Source organism: Streptomyces sp. NK15101 (assembly GCF_020400725.1).
Taxonomy (GTDB): Bacteria; Actinomycetota; Actinomycetes; order Streptomycetales; family Streptomycetaceae; genus Streptomyces.
Genome location: NZ_JAINVG010000031.1, coordinates 63,852 through 83,325, shown reverse-complemented (window position 1 = coordinate 83,325; position 19,474 = coordinate 63,852). Strand labels below are relative to the sequence as shown.

General features: G+C 73.7%; 16 protein-coding genes and 1 tRNA gene. 12 read left to right on the top strand and 5 right to left on the bottom strand.

Translation table 11 applies throughout. The features are described 5' to 3' along the window. Positions 1 to 424 (bottom strand): DUF309 domain-containing protein (locus K7G60_RS18610; protein ID WP_225802053.1); only part of this gene is annotated, 424 nt, incomplete at its 3' end. A gap of 205 nt (positions 425 to 629) precedes the next feature. On the opposite strand from K7G60_RS18610, the gene K7G60_RS18605 reads away from it, so the two are divergent. Both K7G60_RS18605 and K7G60_RS18600 read left to right on the top strand, forming a co-directional pair. Further along, positions 630 to 3,314 carry an AAA family ATPase gene (locus K7G60_RS18605; RefSeq protein WP_225802056.1) on the top strand — a complete coding sequence of 895 codons (2,685 nt, stop codon included), beginning with the start codon at positions 630 to 632 and terminating at the stop codon, positions 3,312 to 3,314. A gap of 53 nt (positions 3,315 to 3,367) precedes the next feature. Then, positions 3,368 to 3,441, top strand: a tRNA-Pro gene (locus K7G60_RS18600). Positions 3,442 to 3,716: 275 nt separating this feature from the next. On the opposite strand, the gene K7G60_RS18595 is transcribed toward K7G60_RS18600, so the two are convergent. Genes K7G60_RS18595 through K7G60_RS18585 form a run of 3 tightly spaced genes read right to left on the bottom strand, consistent with a single transcriptional unit; the run spans position 3,717 to position 6,695 of the window. Further along, the gene (locus K7G60_RS18595; protein ID WP_225802052.1) at positions 3,717 to 4,538 is read right to left on the bottom strand and encodes an ABC transporter ATP-binding protein; all 822 of its coding nucleotides are present in this window, start codon (positions 4,536 to 4,538) and stop codon (positions 3,717 to 3,719) included. A gap of 1 nt (position 4,539) precedes the next feature. Next, positions 4,540 to 5,625 carry an iron chelate uptake ABC transporter family permease subunit gene (locus K7G60_RS18590; protein ID WP_225802051.1) on the bottom strand — a complete coding sequence of 362 codons (1,086 nt, stop codon included), beginning with the start codon at positions 5,623 to 5,625 and terminating at the stop codon, positions 4,540 to 4,542. Continuing rightward, on the bottom strand, positions 5,622 to 6,695 hold the full coding sequence (locus K7G60_RS18585) for an iron ABC transporter permease (protein WP_225802050.1): 1,074 nt from the start codon (positions 6,693 to 6,695) through the stop codon (positions 5,622 to 5,624). Before K7G60_RS18585 ends, K7G60_RS18590 begins: the two co-directional genes overlap by 4 nt. A gap of 171 nt (positions 6,696 to 6,866) precedes the next feature. On the opposite strand from K7G60_RS18585, the gene K7G60_RS18580 reads away from it, so the two are divergent. Next, positions 6,867 to 7,865, top strand: coding sequence for an ABC transporter substrate-binding protein (locus K7G60_RS18580; RefSeq protein ID WP_225802049.1), 999 nt, complete (start codon positions 6,867 to 6,869; stop codon positions 7,863 to 7,865). Positions 7,866 to 7,985: 120 nt separating this feature from the next. On the opposite strand, the gene K7G60_RS18575 is transcribed toward K7G60_RS18580, so the two are convergent. Next, positions 7,986 to 8,870, bottom strand: coding sequence for a (2Fe-2S)-binding protein (locus K7G60_RS18575; RefSeq protein ID WP_225802048.1), 885 nt, complete (start codon positions 8,868 to 8,870; stop codon positions 7,986 to 7,988). Between the two features lie 215 nt (positions 8,871 to 9,085). Between K7G60_RS18575 and K7G60_RS18570 the strand changes: the two genes are divergently transcribed. From K7G60_RS18570 to K7G60_RS18530, 9 genes are all read left to right on the top strand, one after another. Next, a complete protein-coding gene (locus tag K7G60_RS18570) occupies positions 9,086 to 10,276 on the top strand; it encodes an acetyl-CoA carboxylase biotin carboxylase subunit family protein (protein WP_225802047.1) in 1,191 nt (396 codons plus the stop codon). Beyond that, entirely contained in the window at positions 10,273 to 12,054 is a 1,782-nt protein-coding gene (locus K7G60_RS18565) for an IucA/IucC family protein (RefSeq protein ID WP_225802046.1), read from the top strand. Before K7G60_RS18570 ends, K7G60_RS18565 begins: the two co-directional genes overlap by 4 nt. Then, a complete protein-coding gene (locus K7G60_RS18560; RefSeq protein ID WP_225802045.1) occupies positions 12,051 to 13,316 on the top strand; it encodes an MFS transporter in 1,266 nt (421 codons plus the stop codon). The genes K7G60_RS18565 and K7G60_RS18560 overlap by 4 nt, the downstream gene beginning before the upstream one ends. Next, the gene (locus K7G60_RS18555) at positions 13,316 to 15,058 is read left to right on the top strand and encodes an IucA/IucC family siderophore biosynthesis protein (protein ID WP_225802044.1); all 1,743 of its coding nucleotides are present in this window, start codon (positions 13,316 to 13,318) and stop codon (positions 15,056 to 15,058) included. Before K7G60_RS18560 ends, K7G60_RS18555 begins: the two co-directional genes overlap by 1 nt. Further along, positions 15,055 to 16,257: a type III PLP-dependent enzyme gene (locus K7G60_RS18550; protein ID WP_225802043.1), complete on the top strand. Its 1,203-nt coding sequence runs from the start codon at positions 15,055 to 15,057 to the stop codon at positions 16,255 to 16,257. The genes K7G60_RS18555 and K7G60_RS18550 overlap by 4 nt, the downstream gene beginning before the upstream one ends. 210 nt (positions 16,258 to 16,467) lie before the next feature. After that, entirely contained in the window at positions 16,468 to 16,860 is a 393-nt protein-coding gene (locus K7G60_RS18545; RefSeq protein ID WP_225802042.1) for a hypothetical protein, read from the top strand. A gap of 50 nt (positions 16,861 to 16,910) precedes the next feature. After that, on the top strand, positions 16,911 to 17,345 hold the full coding sequence (locus K7G60_RS18540) for a hypothetical protein (RefSeq protein ID WP_225802041.1): 435 nt from the start codon (positions 16,911 to 16,913) through the stop codon (positions 17,343 to 17,345). A 3-nt stretch (positions 17,346 to 17,348) separates the two neighbouring features. Beyond that, on the top strand, positions 17,349 to 18,599 hold the full coding sequence (locus K7G60_RS18535; RefSeq protein WP_225802040.1) for a cytochrome P450: 1,251 nt from the start codon (positions 17,349 to 17,351) through the stop codon (positions 18,597 to 18,599). Between the two features lie 26 nt (positions 18,600 to 18,625). After that, positions 18,626 to 19,444, top strand: coding sequence for a 4'-phosphopantetheinyl transferase superfamily protein (locus K7G60_RS18530; protein WP_225802039.1), 819 nt, complete (start codon positions 18,626 to 18,628; stop codon positions 19,442 to 19,444). Positions 19,445 to 19,474: the final 30 nt, after the last annotated feature.

The window sequence follows — 19,474 nt, the reverse complement described above, 5'->3', positions numbered from 1 at the left end:
GCGCGGCGCCCCCCCCGCCCCCCCGCCCGGGGGCGGGCCGCCGGGGGGCGGGGGGCGCCCCGGGGGGGGGGGGCGGGGCGCCGCCCGCCGTGTTGCCGCGGGCCGCGTGCGTCAGGCCGACGGCGAGCTGGGCGAGCCCCTGCCAGAGGTCCCGCTCCGCCTCCGGGCCGGACTTCCAGGCGTCCTCGAAGACCTCGTGGGCGTGGAAGGGCATCCCGGCGTCGAGCAGCCGCTGCGCCTCGCGCAGGGTCTCGTCAGGACCGCGCACGACCCCCTCGGGCTGCCGTGGCACCCCCTCCGCCCCGTAGGGCAGCGGACGGCCGAGTCCGTCGCGCGGCCGGGCGCTCCGGGCGCGCCCCGCCTCGTCGCGGTCCCTGCCGCCGGCCCCGCCACGCCCCACCTGGTCACCCGTTGTCCGGTTCACCCGTCCATTGTCGCCCCCCGGACGATCACGAGCGCTAGGCTCGTCGGTCCGGCGCTGTTCCGGTCCGCGCGGGTGGCGGTACCGGTAGCGTCATGACCAACAGTTCGTGTGTGTGGGGAGTGAGTCACCGGTGCCGACGGATCCCGAACAGTCGCCGCCCGCAACGTCGTTCGCGCCGGACGCCTCCGACGCGGAGCGGGGCGGCCTGCTCGAACGCGGAGCGGAGCTCGCCGCGGCCGCCCACGCCGTCGACGAACTCGTCGCCGGAGCCAGGGCCGGCGGCCCCGGACGCGGCGGCATACTCGTCTACCGGGGCGATGCGGGCATAGGGAAGACCGCGCTCCTCGCCGAGATCCACCGCACCGCCCGGGACCGGTGCACCGTCCTGACCGCCCGCGGCGGCGAGACCCTTACCTCCGTCCCCTTCCACCTCACCCGTCAGCTGCTCCAGCCCGCCCTGGACGGCTTCGAGGCCGACGAGGTGCGACAGCTCTTCGGCGACCACTTCGACCTCCTGGCCCCGGCGCTCGGAATCGCCCCGCCGTCCTCGGACGCGCCCGCCGACCCGCAGGGCGTGCTGCTCGGCCTCGCCCGGCTCCTGGACCGCCTCGCGGCCCGGCTGCGGGACCGGCCCCCGGTGCTGTTGGTGGACGACGTCCACTGGGCCGACGCCGAGTCCCTGGCCTGGCTCGACGCCTTCACCCGGAACCGGTACGACGGCCGGCTGCCCGCCCTCGTCGTCCTCGCCCACCGTCCCTTCGTGCGCGAGCCGCGCGGCCCCGGCGCGTCCGCGACGCTCGCCGCGCTCGCGAACCGCGCCGTCCTCACCCTGGGCCTGCACGCCCTCACCTCCGGAGCCACCGCCGAGCTCGCCCGGGACGCCCTCGGCGGGCACGCGGACGAGCCGTTCTGTCACGAACTGTGGACGGTGACCTCCGGCAACCCGTACGAGACGGTCGAGTTGCTCGCCAAGGCGCGCGACCGGATGCTCGAACCCGTCGCCGGTTCCGCGGGCCTCCTCCGCGACCTCGGCGCCGGCGCCCGCGGCGGCGGACTCGTCGCCCGTCTGGAGGAGCTCGGCAGCGGCCCGACCCAGCTCGCCTGGGCGACGGCGGTCCTCGGCACGGACAGCACGCCCGAGCTCCTCGCGGCGCTCACCGGAATGAGCGCGAAGCAGATCGCCGAGGACACCGAACGCCTCCGGGCCGCCAGGATCGTGACGGCCCCGACGACCGGCCGGAACGGACTGGCACTCGTGCCCGTCCCGCCGCTGGAGTTCACGCATCCGCTCATCGCGACGGCCGTGTACGGCTCCGTGCCCGCGGCGAGGCGGACCGCCATGCACGGGCGCGCGGCCTGGGCGCTCGCCCAGGCGGGCCGCGGACCGGCCGCCGTCTCCCGCCACCTCCTCGAAGTGCACCCCGACGACGACCAGGAGGTCGTGAGCGGACTGCGGGCCGCCGCCGTCGAGCACCTCGCCGTCGGAGCCCCCGACGCGGCCCGCCGCTGTCTGGAACGGGCCCTCATCGAGCCGCCCGGCCCCGACACGTACGCCAGGGTCCTGTACGAGCTCGGCTGCGCCTCCCTGCTCACCGCGCCCGCCGCCACCGTCCACCACCTGCGCTCCGCGCTCGACCTGCCCGGCCTCGACGACGACCTGCGCATCGACGCGACCTTCCGGCTCGCCCAGGCCCTCGCCCACAACAACCAGCTCCAGGAGGCCGCGCGGGCCGCCGCCGTCGAGCACGCCCGGACACCGCCCGGCACCGGCCGACGACGGCTCCAGGTCGCGCACTTCATGTACGAGGGCTTCCAGGCCGCCGAGGCGGACGGCCCGGACCGCTCCCGCCGCCTCGCCGAACTCACCGCGGGCTTCACCGGGGCCGACAACTCGGAGCGGGCCCTCATCACCATCCGCGGCTTCGACGCGATGATGCGCGGGGAGCCCGCCGCCGAGGTCGTACGGCTCTGCGACCGCGCCCTCGTCGACGGCGCACCCGCCCGGGGCCTCAGCTGGACCGATCAGGAATGGGGCTTCGAGATCCCGGCCCTCACCGGCATCGCCTACGCCTTCGCGGACCGCCCCGACCGGGCCGAGGCCCTCTTCACCGAGGCGGTCCGGGCCTTCGAGATCTCCGGCTGGAGCGGCGCCCACCTCGCCTTCGCCCACACCCTCCTGGGCCTGGTCCACCGGCGCCGGGGCAACCTGCCCACCGCCCAGCACCACTTGGAGGAGGGACTCCGGCTGGCCGACCGCGTCGGCGACGGCCTCCCCGTCCACTGGGACACCGCCTGCCTCCTCATCGACACCCTCGTCGCCCGGGGCCGTACGGCCGAGGCGCGCGCCGTCGCCGACCGGTACTCCTTCGGCCCGCCGTGGCCGGGTGCGATCGTGCTGCCGGACGGCCCCAGCGTCCTCGGCCGGCTGCTGCTCGCCGAAGGCCGCGTCGAAGAGGCCGTGTCCACCCTGGAGGGCGCCGCCGAGGCACTGACCGTCCGGGGACGCCACCACATCGTCTGGGCCCCCTGGCCGCTCGACCTCGCCCGCGCCCTCGCACCCACCGACCCGGACCGCGCGGCCCGGATAGCCCGCGAGGCCCACGCCCACGCGGAGCGCCTCGGCACGCACACCGCCCTCGGCGAGGCCCTCCGTTGCCTGGCCCTCTTCGCCGACCCCTCCGAGTCCCGCCGCCTCCTGGAGCGGGCCGTCGAGCACCTCGCCGCGTCGCCGTCCCGCTACGAGGAAGCCCGGGCCCGCCTCGACCTCGCCCACGCCACCGACTCCGCCGATGCCCTCACCGAAGCCACCGCCCTGGCCGCCACCTGCGGCGTCGACCTCCTCGTCCCGGAGGCCGTGACAGCCCGTGCGTCATCCCACCCTCCGGAGTGAGGTAATGTTTTCCCTGCACGGCGACGCGGGAGAAACCCCGCGGAGACGCGCATCGGGACGTGGCGCAGCTTGGTAGCGCACTTGACTGGGGGTCAAGGGGTCGCAGGTTCAAATCCTGTCGTCCCGACTCGAAAGAGTCGCAGATCGAGGGGCCGTTTCAGAGAGATCTGAAACGGCCCCTCGATCGTTTTCGGGGACCGGTCGGGGACCGACTCGCCTCGACCGCGTCGGTGGACGACCGCGATCGGACCGGGCAGGGGCCGGGGTGCGCTGAGCACGCCGGGGCGGGGGAGGGGGCGGCGTCGGGTCAGGTGCCCGTACCCGGCGGCCTTGAGCCGCCGTACTCCTGCGAGGGGCACCGCGCGGGCGCCCTGCCCCTCGCAGGGGTGTGGTGATGCGGCGTCACACCGGCTCGGTGCGGCGGCCGCCTTCCGGTACGACCAGGGGTGTGCCGGCGACCGGGCAGGCGATGACCGCGGCGCGCAGGCCGAAGACCTCCTGCACCAGGACCGGGGTGACGATGTCCGAGGGGGAACCGGCGGCGATGACGCGGCCGTCGCGCATGGCGACGAGATGGTCGGCGTAGCGGCAGGCGAGGTTCAGCTCGTGGAGGACCATCACCACCGTGCGGCCTTCGGTGCGGTTGAGTTCGGCGACCAGTTCGAGGACGTCGACCTGGTGGGCCAGGTCCAGATAGGTCGTGGGCTCGTCGAGCAACAGGACGGGGGTGTCCTGGGCGAGGGCCATGGCGATCCAGACGCGCTGGCGCTGGCCTCCGGAGAGTTCGTCGATGGACCGGGTCGCCAGGTCCATGGCTCCGGTGGCGGCCAGGGCGGCGTCCACGGCGGCCTCGTCGGCGGAGGACCACTGGCGCCACCAGCGCTGGTGCGGCGTGCGGCCGCGGGCCACCAGGTCCCGGACGGTGATGCCGTCGGGGGCGCTGGGGGCCTGGGGGAGCAGGGCGAGGCGCAGCGCGAAGTCGCGGGCGGACATGCCGGCGATGTCCTCGCCGTCCAGGTGGACGGTGCCGCCGGCCGGCTTCAGGAGGCGGGCGAGGGCGCGCAGGGCGGTGGACTTGCCGCAGGCGTTGGGGCCGACGAGCGCGGTGACCTTGCCCGACGGGATGGCCAGGTCGAGGTTCTCGGCGACGACGCGGTCGCCGTACCCGAGGCGCAGTCCGGTGCCGGCGAGGGCGGCGACGGCGTCGGTGAGCTGTGAGGTCATGTCAGCCTCCCTTTCCGGCCCGGTTGGTGCGGGCGAGGAGCAGCAGCAGGTAGGGGGCGCCGACGGCGCCGGTGAGCACGCCGACGGGCAGCTCGGTCGGGTCCAGGACGGTCCGGGCGGCGAGGTCGGCGAGGACGAGCAGGACGGCGCCGGTCAGGGCGCTGCACACCATCGGGATGCCCGGGGTGCCCGCGAGCCGGCGGGCGATCTGCGGTGCGCCGAGGGCGATGAAGGCGATCGGGCCGGCCGCCGAGGTGGCGAGCGCGGTCAGGCAGGTGGCGAGGACGAGGAGGGCGACGCGGGCGTGCCGGAGCGGGACGCCGAGACTGCGGGCCGTGTCGTCGTCGTACTGGAGGAGCTGGTACGGGCGGGCTAGCGCGATGGTCGGCGGAAGCAGGAGCGCCAGGGCGATCCCGGCCCACTGGACGTGCTCGTAGCCGCGTCCGTTGAGGCTGCCGGTCAGCCACACCATGGCCCGCGACGCCTGGTCGATGTCGGCGCGGGCGAGCATCCAGCGGGTGAGGGCGACCAGAGCGCCGTTCGCGGCGATGCCCACGAGCACGAAGCGGTAGCCGGTGACGGTGCCGTCCCGGAAGGCCAGCAGGTAGATGACGGCGGAGGTGAGCAGCGCGCCGGCCAGCGCTCCGAAGGGCACCGCGCCGAACGTCGCGGCCCCCGCGGCGGTGACGCCGCCGAACAGGATGGCGCCGACCGCGCCGACGCCGGCACCGGCCGAGATGCCGATGAGGTCGGGGCTGGCGAGCGGATTGCGGGTGACGGCCTGGTAGACCGCGCCGGCCAGGCCGAACGCCGCGCCGACCAGCAGGGCCGTGAGGGCGCGGGGCAGCCGCAGCTGCTGGATGATCAGGTCGGCCGCGCCGTCGCCGGTGCCGAGGACGGCCCCGAGCACGTCGCCGACGGGGATGGCGTAGGTGCCGAGCGACACCGAGGCGACGAGGCCCGCGAAGCCCACCAGGACCAGCACGACGACGGTGAGGAGTACGCGGAGGCGGACGGCGGCGCCGAACGGGCCGACTTCCACGCGGAGGGCGGCCGGACGCGGAACGGCCGTCTGCGGGGTGCTCATCGGGTGTGCTCCTTGAGCTTGCCGCGCTTGACGAGCGCGGCGAGGAACGGGGCGCCGAGCATCGCGGTGACCACTCCGGCCTCCAGTTCGCCGGGCCGGGCGACCATGCGCCCCACGACGTCGGCGCTCAGCATCAGCGTGGCGCCGCCGAGCGCCGAACAGGGCACCAGCCAGCGGGCGTCCGGCCCGGTGAACGCCCGGACGACGTGGGGGACGACCAGCCCGATGAAGGTGACGGGCCCGGCCGCGGCGACGGCGGCGCCGGTCAGCAGGATCACCGTGACGGCACCGAGGAGGCGGGTGGTGCGGACCTTGGTGCCGAGGGTGGTGGCGAGGTCGTCACCGAGGGCCAGGGCGTTGAGCCGGCCGCTGAGCCCGATCGCGAGCAGCAGGCCGACGGCGATGAACGGCACGAGTTCCACGCCGAGTTGTGCGTCGCGTCCGGCGAGCGAGCCCACGGCCCAGAAGCGGTACTGGTCGAGGGTGCGGACGTCGAGCAGGACCAGGGTGTTGGTGCCGGCGTCGAGGAGGACGGTGACGGCCGCGCCGGCCAGCGCCAGTTTGGCCGGCGTCGCGCCGCCGTAGCCGGTGCCGCCGACGGCGTAGGCGACCAGGCCCGCGAGCGCTCCGCCGAGGAAGGCGAACCATATGTACTCGTACGAACTGGTCAGTCCGAAGGCCCCGATGCCGACCGCGACGGCGAACGATCCCCCCGCGCTGATGCCGATGAGGCCGGGGTCGCCCAGCGGATTGCGGGTGATGTCCTGGGCGACGGCCCCGGCGGCGCCGAGCGCCAGCCCGACCAGGAGGCCCAGGAAGGTTCGCGGCATGCGGAGTTCACGGATCACGACCGCGTCGCCTTCCGTTCCGCCGCCGATCGCGTGCAGGACGTCGGAGAGCGGCACGGACTTGGTGCCGATGGCGAGCGAGGCGCAGGCCGCGGCGACGAGCGCGGTGACGAGGAGGACCGCGACGACGGCACGCGCGGCGACGCGCGGTGGCCTCCGGCCGGGCGGTGGGGCGAACGGGGGCGCGGCGGCCGCACCTTCGGCGACGGGCTTCACAGACACCTGCACAAGGTAAGGCATGCCTAACGGTTGCGGGTACGAGTACCCCACCGTATGGATCCGGTCACGCACAGGCGCTATTCTCACAACGCCCTCATAGGTAAGCCTTGCCTAAGCGTCAGTTGGGCGATTGTTCCGTCCTGCCTGTCGCAACAGTCCGTGTATGGGAGACCCATGAACACCCTCGCCCAGCGCCGCCGGCCCGGCCGGTTCGCCGCTGCCCTGCTCACCGCCGCCCTGGCCTTCTCCGTGGCCGCCTGCGGAGGCGACAAGGGCGACGACAAGCCTGCCGCCGACAAGCCGGCCGCGACCTCCGACGCGGGCTTCCCTCGCACCGTCACCCACCACAAGGGCAAGACGGAGATCAAGTCGAAGCCCCGACGCGTGGTGGCGCTGGACAACAGCCTCGTCGAGGCCGTCGTCGCGCTGGACGCCCCGCTGGTCGGCGGCATCGGCTCGTACCGCGACCAGAAGGGCTTCCCGCCCTACCTCGGCGACGCGGTGAAGGACACCAAGGACGTCGGCCCCCTCGACAGCCCGAACCTCGAGGCCATCGCGGCCCTCAAGCCCGACCTCATCGTGTCGGCGACGGTGCGGCACGAGGACCTCTACGACCAGCTGAGCAAGATCGCGCCGACCGTCTTCGTGGAGACCACCGGTCCGATCTGGAAGGAGAACGTCACCTTCCTCGGCACCGCGCTCGGTGAGGAGGCCAAGGCCAAGGCCGCGCTGACGGCGTACGAGACGCGAGCCAAGAAGATCGGTGACGCGATCAACGCCAAGAACCCCAAGCAGACCTACTCCCTGGTCCGCTTCCTCGACGGTCCGACGCGCATCTACCTGCCGAAGACGTTCAGCGGCATCGTCCTGACCGACATGGGCCTCGCGCGTCCCGCCAACCAGCAGGACCAGAAGGAGTTCAACATCGAGATCAGCGAGGAGCAGATCGCCCAGGCCGACGCGGACCACATCTTCATGACCACGTTCTCGGGCGGTGAGGAGCGGAAGAAGAAGTTCCTCGCCAACCCGCTGTGGAAGCGCCTGCACGCGGTGGAGAAGGGCAACGTCCACGAGGTCGAGGACGCCGTCTGGATGACCTCCGTATCGCTTCAGGGTGCCGACCTGATGCTCGATGACATGGCGAAGATCTTCGAGGTCGACCCGGCGAAGTGATCGGGGTCCGAGACCGGGCGGGCCGGTGCCGGCGGTGGATCGACACCGCGGGCACCGGCCTTCCGCCGTAGGTCCGCCGTAGGTCCGCCGTGCGCGTGTGCCGTCCGTACGGTGCGGAGCTCAGTCCTCTTCCTCGAGCCGGCGCAGCCGCTCGGCGTCACAAGTCCTCGGGCAGGTCAGGCAGGCGCGTTCCGGCTCGATCGTGTAGTACAGGCAGCAGCCGAGGCGCGTGCGGGTCGGGTGGCGGCGGCCGTCGCGGCCCGTGAGGCGCCGGAAGTCCGCACCTCCCGGAAAGGGCGGGATCGCCGTCGGGAGCAGCTCGGTCGCCGCCCGCACCGCGCGTTCCTCCTGGTTCGTCATCCGGCCGAGGTACCAGAGACCGGAGAGCAGGTCGTCGGCGACCATGCCCCACAGGGCGCGCGGTCCGCGCCGGACCGACGGGCCGATCGCGGCCAGCAGCGGGCCCACGTGATCGACGACGGCGGCGCGCAACTCGGCGCGCAACTCCTCTTCGTGGCCCACGATCCGGGCGGCGGCGTCCGTGGCCGCCGGGTCGTCCGGCAGACAGGCGAACTCCTGACGGGGGACGACGCCGATCGCGCCCGTCGTCAGGTCCACGCGGACGTCGCGCGGTGAGATGCGCGGCACGCGGCGGTCCCGGTACCAGGCGCCGCTCATCAGCAGGCTGACGGACCACAGGTAGTCGTGCAGCGCCCGCGAGGCCGCGACGTCCCTGCGCGGGGCGTGGCCGTGCCGGGCGGTGATGCGGGCCGCCGAGGCGTCGAGAAAGGCGTCCAGCACGTCCGGGTCGCCGGCCAGTCGGGACCCGTCGGGCATGAGGGCGGCGGCATCGTCCGGCGCGTACGGATCGACGAGCCGGGCGTCGAGCGCGTCGCAGACGGCGATGACGCGCCGGTAGGTGCCGGTGAGGGCGCACGCCTCGGCGGGGGTGCGGCGCTCGGCCGTGCCCGTCGCGGAGGTCCACGCCCCCGGGGCCTCGCTCATCGGAGCTCCTTTGCGCAACTAAGTGAGGTCAGGCTTACCTTAGCGTCGGCTGGGGCAGGGAGAGATCGACACGCCAAAAGGGCGCGTTCTCACCGTCGTTGCCGCCGGGCGGGTTGATTCCTTAGGGTTGCCTAACCTAAACTCGGCGTCACGGGCCGCGTGTGCGCGCGGACGTGCCCCGCACCCTCCCCTCTCCGGAAGGCCCCGGCATTCCCATGCGGCTGTACCTGCTCGCCCTGAACCCCACCGACTCGGTCACCGAAGGGTTCCTCCCCGCGGCGGCCCGGCTCGGCCTCGACGTCACGGTTCTGACGGACCAGCCGGACCCCCACCGCCGGGCCTGCCCGGACATCGAGGTCCTGGAGTGCGACGTGCGCGACTTCCGCGCCGTCATCACCCGGATCCCCACCGGTGAGCGGCCGGACGCGGTCTTCACCAACAGCGACCACCTGCAGACGCAGGCCGCGCTGGCGGCGGAGTACTTCGGCCTGCCCGCCAAGGACTGGCGGGCCGCCCTGCGCACGAAGGACAAGGCGCACATGCGCCGCCACCTGGCGCTGACCGGTGCCGACACCGTCCGGTCGGCCGAACTCCCGGCCGGCCAGGACCCTTCCGCGCTCGCCCCGCTCGACGTGCCCTACCCGTGCGTGGTCAAGCCGCGCGAGGGAGTCGCGAGCGAGGACGTGGTCCTCGTCCACGACGCCGAAGAACTCCTCGTCCGCTGCAAGGAGATACAGGCCCGGCGCCCCGAAGTGACGCTGGTGGTGGAGGAGTTCCTGGCCGGCGAGCTGTACACCCTGGAGACGCTGGGGGACGGGCGCCTCCGCCATGTCCTCGGCGGATTCCACACCGAGCTGTCGCCGCCGCCGTACTTCGTCGAGGAGCGGCTGACCTTCGTCCCCGCCCACCCCGAGCCCGTCGTCGAGCAGGTCCTCGCCCAGCTCGACGCCCTCGGCGTCGGCTTCGGCGCCTGTCACACCGAGTTCGTCGTCCACGAGGGCCGCGCCCGCCTCATCGAGGTCAACTACCGGGCCATCGGCGACCAGTGCGACCTGCTGCTCGCCCAGCTCCTCGGCATCCCGCTCTTCGAGCACATCCTGCGCACCCACCTCGGCGAGCCGCTCCCCGCCGACCTCGGGGCCCGCGCCGACGGCGCCGCCCGCCTGGAGTACCCCTGCGCCGAAACCGCCGGAACGCTTCGGTCCGCCCCCGGCCCCGTCGACCTCGACGTCGACGGCGTGAAGCTGACCTACCGCCCGCTGCGCGGGATCGGGGAGCGGCACGAGCTCCACCACACCAACCGCGACTACCTCGGCGTGCTGCGGGCCACCGGAACCGACCAGGCGACCGTCGACCGGGTCGCCGCGGACTTCCTGGCCGCGCAGCGCTGGGAGATCGCGCCGTGACGAGCCTCGCCGAGGCGGCCCGCGACCGGGGCACCGCCGAACGGGAGCTCCTGCTGCGGGTGCTGTCCGCACTGCTGCGCGAGGACGTCGTCGGACTGCGCAGCCGGAGCACCCTCGTCCGGCGGACGGACGGCCCATGGCTGCGCCGCGCCACCGAGGACGCCGACGCCCTGCTGATGCCCGTCACCGAGGACGGCTTCCAGAGCACCCACGCGGCCCGGCTCCCGCTGCTCGTCCGGGAGTCGGACGGCAGCACGCTCACCACGTACGACACGGTCCTCGCCGCCCTCAAGGCCCTGGCCGAGCCCGTCGACCACCCCGGCTTCGACGCGTACGCCGAGGAGTGCCGGCAGACCCTCGCCACCATGCGACTGCACGAGCGGACCCGCGAGGAGACCGCCGCCCGGCTCACCGGCCTCTACGGCGACGACCCGGCCCGCTGGACCGGCTACGCCGGCGGGCTCGCGCACGACGCCCTCGCCGCCCGTCTCGACCATCCCGTGTATCCGACGGCACGCGGCCGCTCGGGCCTGGACGACGGCCAAGTACGGGCTTACGCACCCGAGTTCCACCCCCGTTTCGCCCTGCGCTGGGTCGCCGTCCCCCGTGAGGCCGTCACGGTTCCGGACGGCGTCGGACGCCTGCCCGCCCGCTGGCCCTCGCCGGCCGACCTGGGGCTGCCGGGGCTCGCCCGCACCCATCTCGCGCTGCCCGTCCATCCGCTGACGGCGGGCGCGCCGCTGGAGGAGGCGCTGCGGGCGTCCGGCCTGCACGAGCGCGCGGTGCTCGCCCCCCGCCCGTATCTGGAGGTCGTGCCGACGCTCTCCATGCGGACCGTCGCCCTGGCCGAAGAACCGTCCCTGCACCTCAAGCTGCCACTGGCCACCGCCACCCTGGGGCTGCGCAACCGACGCACCATCAAGCCCGGAACACTCGTGGACGGCGCGGCGGGTCAGCGACTCCTCGAAACCGTGATCGCCCGGGAGCCACGGTTCCGGGAAACGATCCTGCACGCCGATGAGACGGTGTACGCACACGCCGGACACGAGCTCCTCGCCGTCCTGTGCCGCCGCTACCCGGCCGGCCTCGACGACTCCGTCGTCGTCCCCATGGCGGCGCTGCTCAGCGAGGCCCCCGGAGGCCGGCTGGTGATCGATCACCTCGCGGACCGGTTCCACGGAGGGGACCCGGTGGCCCTGCTCGACGCCGTGCTCAGCCTGCTGCTCGACTGGCAGACCACGCTCTTCGGCCACGGCATCGCCCTGGAGTCGCACCAGCAGAACATCTCGCTCGTCCTCGACCGGCAGACGGACGGCGGCAGCCGGCTCCGGCTGCTGCTCAAGGACAACGACGGCCCGCGCATCAACACCCGCCGCCTGACCGACGCCCTGGGCGCCGACGCGACCGGCCCGGCGGCGTTCGACGACCCCCGCGTCCTCGGCGACGACGACCGGGCCGTCACCGACCTGTTCACCACCATCACCGTCCACCTGTGCGCGGGCGCCTACGCCTTCGGCCTGGCCCGGTACGGCCGCGCCCCGCTTCCGACACTGCTGGCGCTGGTGCGGGACCGGCTCACCGAAGCCGTCGAACGGCTGGGAACCGGTCCCGGCGAGCCCGGCGCCGTACTCCGCGCGCACCTCCTGGACGCGCCGGAACTCCCGGTCAAGGCCATGGTCACCGCCGGAACGCTGCTGTCCAAGGAACGGTCGGGCGCCGCCGACATCAACAAGCACTACACAACCGGTCCCAACTACCTGAGGGAGAAAGGTCGATGAGCACCACATCGGCCCCGACGAAACGTACGGGCGTGTCCGTCGTGCCCGTCACGAACGCGCCGTTACTCGCCCGTCGTCAGGTGCACGCCGTGGCCGGGTGCTACTTCGTGGCGTCCTTCGCCGCCCTCGGCCTGCCGCCCTTCCTGACCCAGATCCTGCCCGGACTCGGCGATCCCACCGCCCGCTGGGCCGGCGTGCTCTACATCGTCCCGACCGTCTTCGGCGCCGTCGGCGCGCCCTTCTGGGGCCGTCTCGCGGACCGCTACGGCCGCAAGCGGCTGCTGCTGCGCGCCCAGCTCGGGCTCGCCGTGTCGTTCCTCCTCGCCGGCTGGTCCGACTCGATCGTCACCTTCACCGCCGCGCTCGTCCTCCAGGGCATCCTCGGCGGCACGTTCGCCGCGTCCAACGGCTACCTGGGCGCGGCGCTGGAAGGGCCGGCCCTGTCGAAGGCGCTCACCCTCATGCAGGGCGCGGCGCGCGCCGCCCTCGTCGTCGCGCCGATCGTCGTCGGCTCCCTGTCGCCCTGGCTGTCCCCGCACCGGCAGTACGCCCTGCTCGCGGTGCTTCCGCTCACCGCCGCCCTGCTGATCTGCGCGCTGCCGGAGTCGCGGAGCGGGCGGCGCACCCGGGCGTCGGCACCGGAGACGGACGGGGACACGGAGGCGGCCCCGGCACCGGAGGCGGAGACGGCACCGGCGGCCTCCCTCCGGGGCCTCTACGCCCTGGAGTTCGCGTTCGTCTTCTCCACCGTCATCTCCTTCCCCTACCTCGTCTCGCTCATCGAGGAACGGCTTCCCGGCACCTCCCCGGCCGTCTCCGGAGTCCTCTTCGCCCTGCCGCACCTGTGCTACCTGGCCACGGCGATGGCGGTGCACAAGGCGTTCCACCCCCGTCCCCGGCTCGGCCTGGCCGTCGGCTTCCTCTGCATCGCGCTCGGTCTCGCCGGACACGGCGCGGCCGACTCGCTCGCCGCCCTCACCGCCGTACGCCTCGTGCTCGGAGCCGGCCTCACCCTGGGGCTCGTCTGCCTTTCCGTGCTGGCCGCCGACTGCGCCAAGGGCCGAGCTCCCGGCAGCATGTTCGGCTCGCTCGAGTTCTTCTCGAAGGCCGGCGCCGTGGCGGCGGGCATCGCCGCCGCCGTCGGCAACAGCTTCTTCGGACCGGCCGCCCCGGTCCTCACGGGCACCGCCGTGGCCCTGGCCACGATCGTTCCCACCGCTTTCCCCGTCGTGACCGCCCTCCGCCACCGCTGGAGCCGTTGATGTCGCTGCCCCGAACCCAGGGCGCCGCCCGCCGCCCCGCCGCCCCGGCCGGACTCCCCGACGCGGACACGGCCGTGGCGCACACCCTCCTCAACTGCCTGCTGCGCGAGGTGTCCGGACCGGAGCACCAGACGGCCGCGAGCGACGGCCACCTGCTGCTGCGCCTGCCCCGCCGCGGCGTGCTGCTCCGCGTGGCGCTGCGCCGTACGTCCCTGCTGGGCGCGCACCGCTTCACCGGCCCCGTCCACGAGCAGCGCGACGGCGACTGGGAGCACATCGACTGGCGGCGCCTCGCCGAACACGTCCAGGACGAGCTGTCGCTGCGCACCGGCGTGCGCAACGACGAGTTCCTCGACCAGATCGCCTCCAGCCACCAGGCCGTCACGGCCGCGCTCGACGCCCGCGCGAGCGGCGCGGCGGCCCGGGACACCTACCTCGCCTCGGAGCAGTCCCTGCTCTTCGGGCACCGCTTCCACCCCACCCCCAAAGCCCGTACCGGGGACGCCGCCTCCTGGCTCGCGTACGCCCCCGAGGTCGGCGCCGTCTTCCCGCTGCGCCACCTCGCCGTCCGCGAGAGCCTGGTCATCGAGGAGACCGCGGGACCGGCCGCCCTCGCGCCCCTGGACCGGCTCGCCGACGGCGTGCCGGAGGGCTACCGGCTGCTGCCCGCGCATCCGTGGCAGTACGAGATGCTGAGCGACCACCCCGGCCTGCGTGCCGCACTCGACCGCGGCGACGTCCTGGACCTGGGGACCGGCGGCGACCCCTTCGCCGCCACGGCCTCCGTGCGCACCCTCTACGACGGCGACACCTTCCTCAAGTTCAGCCTGAACGTCCGCATCACCAACTGCCTGCGGAAGAACGCCAGTTACGAGCTCACCGGCGCCGTGGCCCTGACCCGGCTCCTCGCCCCCGTCCTCGACGGGCTCACCGACCGGTTCCCCGGCAGCGCCATGCTCCGCGAGCCCGCCTACCGCAGCCTGGCCCTGCCCGGACCCGACGGCGTCCCCGACCGCGCCCTGCTCGAAGGCTTCGGCGTGATCGTCCGCGAGGGGCTCGCCGCCCGGATCCTGCCCGGCACCACCCCCCTCCTCGCCGCCGCCGTCGCCGACGAGTACCCCAGCGGCCCCGGCCACATCTCCCGCCTCCTCGACGGCGCCGGCCCCGGCGCCGCACTGGAGTGGTGGACCGCCTACCTCAGGCTCCTCGTCCCGCCCGTCCTGGCGGCCTACTTCGACCACGGCCTGGTCCTGGAGCCCCACCTGCAGAACGTGGTCGTCTGCGTCGACGACGACGGCATGCCCGCGCAGGTCGTCTTCCGCGACCTGGAGGGCACCAAGCTGGTGCCCGAGCACCACGCCGAGACCCTCGCCACGCTGCCCGCCGAGGTGGCCGGTCCCCTGACGTACGACGCGGAGCGCGGCTGGGACCGCGTCGCGTACTGCCTGTTCGTCAACCACATCGCCGAGATGCTGGCCGCCGTCGCCGATCTGTGCCCGGAGACCGAGCCCGCCCTGTGGGCCCAGGTCCGCGCCACGCTCCAGGAGTACGCCGACCGCCACGGCCGTCCGCCCCGGCTCGCCGCCCTCCTCGCCGGCGTGCCGCTGCCGGCCAAGGCCAACCTCCTCACCCGCTGGGAACGCAAGGCCGACCGAGAGGCCGGCTACGTCCGCCTGCCCTCCCCGCTCGCCGAGGACGTGCTGTCCGAGGCCGCCGACGACTCGTGGAGCAACGCCCGATGACCGCCCTCACCCGCCCGGTGCGCGACCTCGTCCTCGACCTGCCCTCCGACGGCCTGCCCGCCTACGTCTACGACCTGGCGGCGCTGCGCGAGCACGCCGCGTCCGTACGGGCCGCGCTGCCCGAGCGCGTCGAGCTCTACTACGCCGCCAAGGCCAACCCCGAACCGGAGCTGCTCGCCGCCCTCGCGCCGTACGCCGACGGCTACGAGGTGTCGTCGGGCGGCGAGCTGGCCCACGTGAACCGCGCGGTTCCAGGACGGCCCCTGGCCTTCGGCGGCCCCGGCAAGACCCCGGCCGAGATCAGCGCGGCCCTGGACCTCGGCGTGGAGCGCTTCCACGTCGAGAGCCTCCACGAACTGGGCGTGCTCGCCGATCTGGCCGCCCGCCGGGCACCGGACACACCGGTCGGCGTCCTCCTCCGCTTCAACCTGCCGCTGTCCGCCGCCTCCCTGGAGGGCAGCTCGCTCGCCATGGGCGGCCGGCCGACCCCGTTCGGCCTCGATCCCTCGGACGCCGACACCGCCGTCGCCCTGCTGACCGGCGGTACGCTCCCGCACCTGCGGCTCCTGGGCGTCCACGCCCACCTGGCCAGCGGCCTGGAGGCGGAGGAGCAGATCGGCGTCGCCGGGTCGGTGGTCGGCTGGGCCACGGAGCTCGCGGGCCGCCACCGCGTCCGCCTCGCCGAGGTGAACGTCGGCGGCGGCATGCACGTCGACTACACGACCCCCGACCGCCGCTTCGACTGGTCCACCTACGGCAAGGGCCTCGCCCGCCTCGTGGAGGACCACCCGGACCTGACCCTGCGCATCGAGCCGGGCCGTGCCCTGAGCGCGTACTGCGGCTGGTACGCCACCGAGGTCCTGGACGTGAAGCGCAGCCACGGCGAGGACTTCGCCGTGGTGCGCGGCGGCACCCACCACCTGCGCACCCCCGCGACCAAGGGCCACGACCAGCCCTGTTCGGTGCTGCCCGTGGACGCCTGGCCCCACCCGTGGCCCCGGCCCGCCGCCCGGTCCGGAACGGTCACCCTCACCGGCCAGCTGTGCACCCCCAAGGACCTCCTCGCCCGGCACGTTCCGGCGCCGGGGCTGCGGGCGGGGGACCGGGTGGCGTTCGCCCTGGCGGGCGCGTACGCGTGGAACATCTCCCACCACGACTTCCTGATGCACCCCCGGCCGGCGTTCCACTTCGTCGGCTGAGGCCGATCCGGCTCGCCCCGGCCGTCCCCGGTCCGGTCCGGTGCGAGCGGTCCCGGCGCGGCAGCGATCAGGCCACATGTGACGCAGGGCACAATCATGGAACGCCTTCACGCGCGACCGCCCCGTGAGGCATGATTCGAACGGGCCGCTACCTACCAGTAGGTAGCGACCGGCCATCTTTCGCCACGTCGGTCTCCCGTACTGGAGGGGATGTTGTCGTCCATCGCCATCAAGAACGCCGTCCACGGAGACATCTCCGTCGGCACCGTGCTGACCTGGGCCAAGCAGTACACCGACCAAGAGGTGCACGACTACTACGAGTTGGCGGGCGCGCCGACCGAATCGCTGCCCGAGCACCTGCCGTACGTACTGACCGTCGCGCCGTTGACCAAGCTCGGCGGTGACCTCGACTACCTCTCGCAGCGCATGGACTGGCGGGCCACCCGGCCGCTGGGGCGCAACGAGGAGATCGTCGCCGAGTTGGAGGTCACCCGCCTGGAGCCGACCGACGGGATGACCAAGATCGCCTTCGACGCACGCATCCGGTGCGGGGACGAGGTCGTGATCACCGGCCGCAGCAAGGGCCTCATCGTCAGCGCGTAACCCGCAGCGATCGTCACGCACAGCGCTTCGAGAGAACGGATGGTTCTGCCGTGAGCACCACCCGCACCAACACGCGCACGTTACGCGCCGAAGACATCGACGTCTGCGCTCGCCTCACCGGCGACCTGGGCGCGCACCACATGGGTGGACACGGCGACCGCCGGATGGCCCAGGGTGCGCTCACCCTCTCCGTGGTTCCCCTGCTCGCCGAGCCCGGCGTGCACATGAGGGACCTCTCCCTCACCTTCCTCGCCCCGGTCTACGCGGGCGACACCGTCACGGCGACCGTCCGCGCCACCGGGACCGACGCCGGGGAAGACTCCGCCGAGGCCGTGGAGCCGCCCGCGGACCAGGCGCTGATCACCTGCGAGATCAGCGTGGTCAACGGCGCCGGCACTCCCGTGCTGACCGGCACCGGCATCGCCGAGATGCCCCGCACGATGGCCGACGGCCTGCTGAACGCCCCTGCGGACGAGGGGAGTTGACCCATGTCCGTCGAACTCCCCACCAGTGGCCTCAAGCTGCTCACCCCTGAGGTCTTCGCCGACCCCTATCCCACGTACGCGCTGCTGCGCGAGCACGATCCGGTGCACTGGGACGACCAGCTCAACGGCTTCCTGCTGACCCGCTACGACGACGTGAACGCGGCGCTGCGCGATCACGAGACCTTCTCGTCCCGGCGCATCCACCTCCTCGCCGCCCGTGGCGGGGCCGATCCCTCTCCCGCGATGAGGCGCTTCCTCTCGCTCGCCGAGCAGTGGATGTGGATGCTCGACCCGCCCCAGCACACCCGGGTGCGCAAGCTGATGAACCAGGGCTTCAGCCCGCGCGACGTACGGCTGCTCGAACCGCGGGTGGCGGGGATCGTGACCCGGCTCGTCGACGCCATGCTGGAGAAGGCGGACGGCTTCGACCTGATCCCCGACCTCAGCTACGCGGTGCCGGCCGGTGTGCTCCTCGCCCTCTACGACCTTCCCGAGGAGGACGGTGCGCTCATCACCCAGTGGTGCGACACCATCAAGATCTTCCTCGGCGGAGCCCCCGACCTGCTCGGCACGCAAGGTCCGGCGGTCCGGTCGCTGCAGCAGATGATGGACTACCTGGGCGCGGTGATCGCCGAGCGCAGACGGGACCCCAAGGACGACCTGATCTCCCGCCTGGTGCAGGCCGAGGAGGACGGCGAGCGGCTCGGCGACGAGGAGCTCTGCTCGAACCTGCTGCTGCTGTTGGTGGCCACGTACGAGACCTCCGTCGACATGATGGGCAACGGGCTGCGCGGGCTCCTCACCCAGCGGGACCAGTGGGAGCTGATCAAGGCCCAGCCGCAGCTCATCCCGGCCGCCGTGGAGGAGATCCTCCGCTGGGACGGCCCGGTGCAGCTCACCCACCGCCTGGTCACCCGCGACATCGAACTGCACGGCACGGCCATCAAGGAAGGCCAACTGGTCTACCTGGTAAGGGGATCGGCCAACCGCGACCCGGCGCACTTCAGCGACCCGGACCGCATCGACGTGACCCGCACCGAGACCGGGCACGTGGCGCTCGGCACCGGCGTGCACTTCTGCATCGGGGCCGGCCTGGCCAGACTGGAAGGGGCCTGCGTCCTGCGGGAGTTGACCAGCCGGGTGCCCGAACTCGCACTGGACGAGGCCCGCCCGTACCACTGGCGCGCCGACAACCTGCAGTTCCGCGGACTTGCCACGCTGCCCGCCACGGCCGGCGGTCGGACACCGGCATAGTCCACGGCACCGCCGGCGGGGACCACATGGCACCACCAACGGGCGCCGGACCGCACCATGCCCCATCCCTCCACATCCACCTCGCGGCTCTGTCCGCCGTGTACGCGGCGGCGGAACAGGGCCCGCCCGAGCTGCCCGAGCCGGAGCGCGCGGCGCTGCGCGACCGGTACGCTCCGGGCCGCAGGCGCACCCAGGCACAGGCGTCCCGGCTGCTCGTCCGGGCCGTCCTGAGCCGGGCCACCGGCCTGCCCGCGCACCGGGTGTCCGTCGTCACCGACGCCGACGGCCGCCCACGGCCCGCCGGGACGCCGACGCGGTGGCCGTGCTTCAACGTCAGTCACGACAGCGGGCTGCTCGCGCTGGTGCTCGGCACCGGCCCGTGCGGGATCGACGTCGAGGACACCGGAGAGGACGCGCTGCGCGAGGTCGCCGACCGCTTCTGCGGCGGCGCCGATCGCGCGCTCCTCTCCGAACCGGACGGGGCACGGCGCCTGTGGGCGGCCAAGGAGAGCGTGGCCAAGGCGCTCGGACACGGGCTGCGCGCCGGACTCTCCACGATCCACTTCACCGGCCACCCCGGCCGGCAGTGGGCCGAGGCCACCTGGCGCGGCCGGCCGGCCGGACTGCGCACGCGCGTGGTGGACCTCGGCGGCCGTCACCTGGCGGTCACCGCGGCAACGGTGCCCGCCGCCGTCCGCCTCTCCTGGTGGACGCCGCACCACACCGGCACCGACGGCCGTTGGGAGCTGCGCCCCAGCACCTCGACACACGCAAGGCCACTGGTCGACGACGACACCAGTGGCATCGACATCAACGCCGTACGGGCGGCATGGACGTCCTGGTGACGCATGCCGTCGTACGCCGTCGTACGAGAG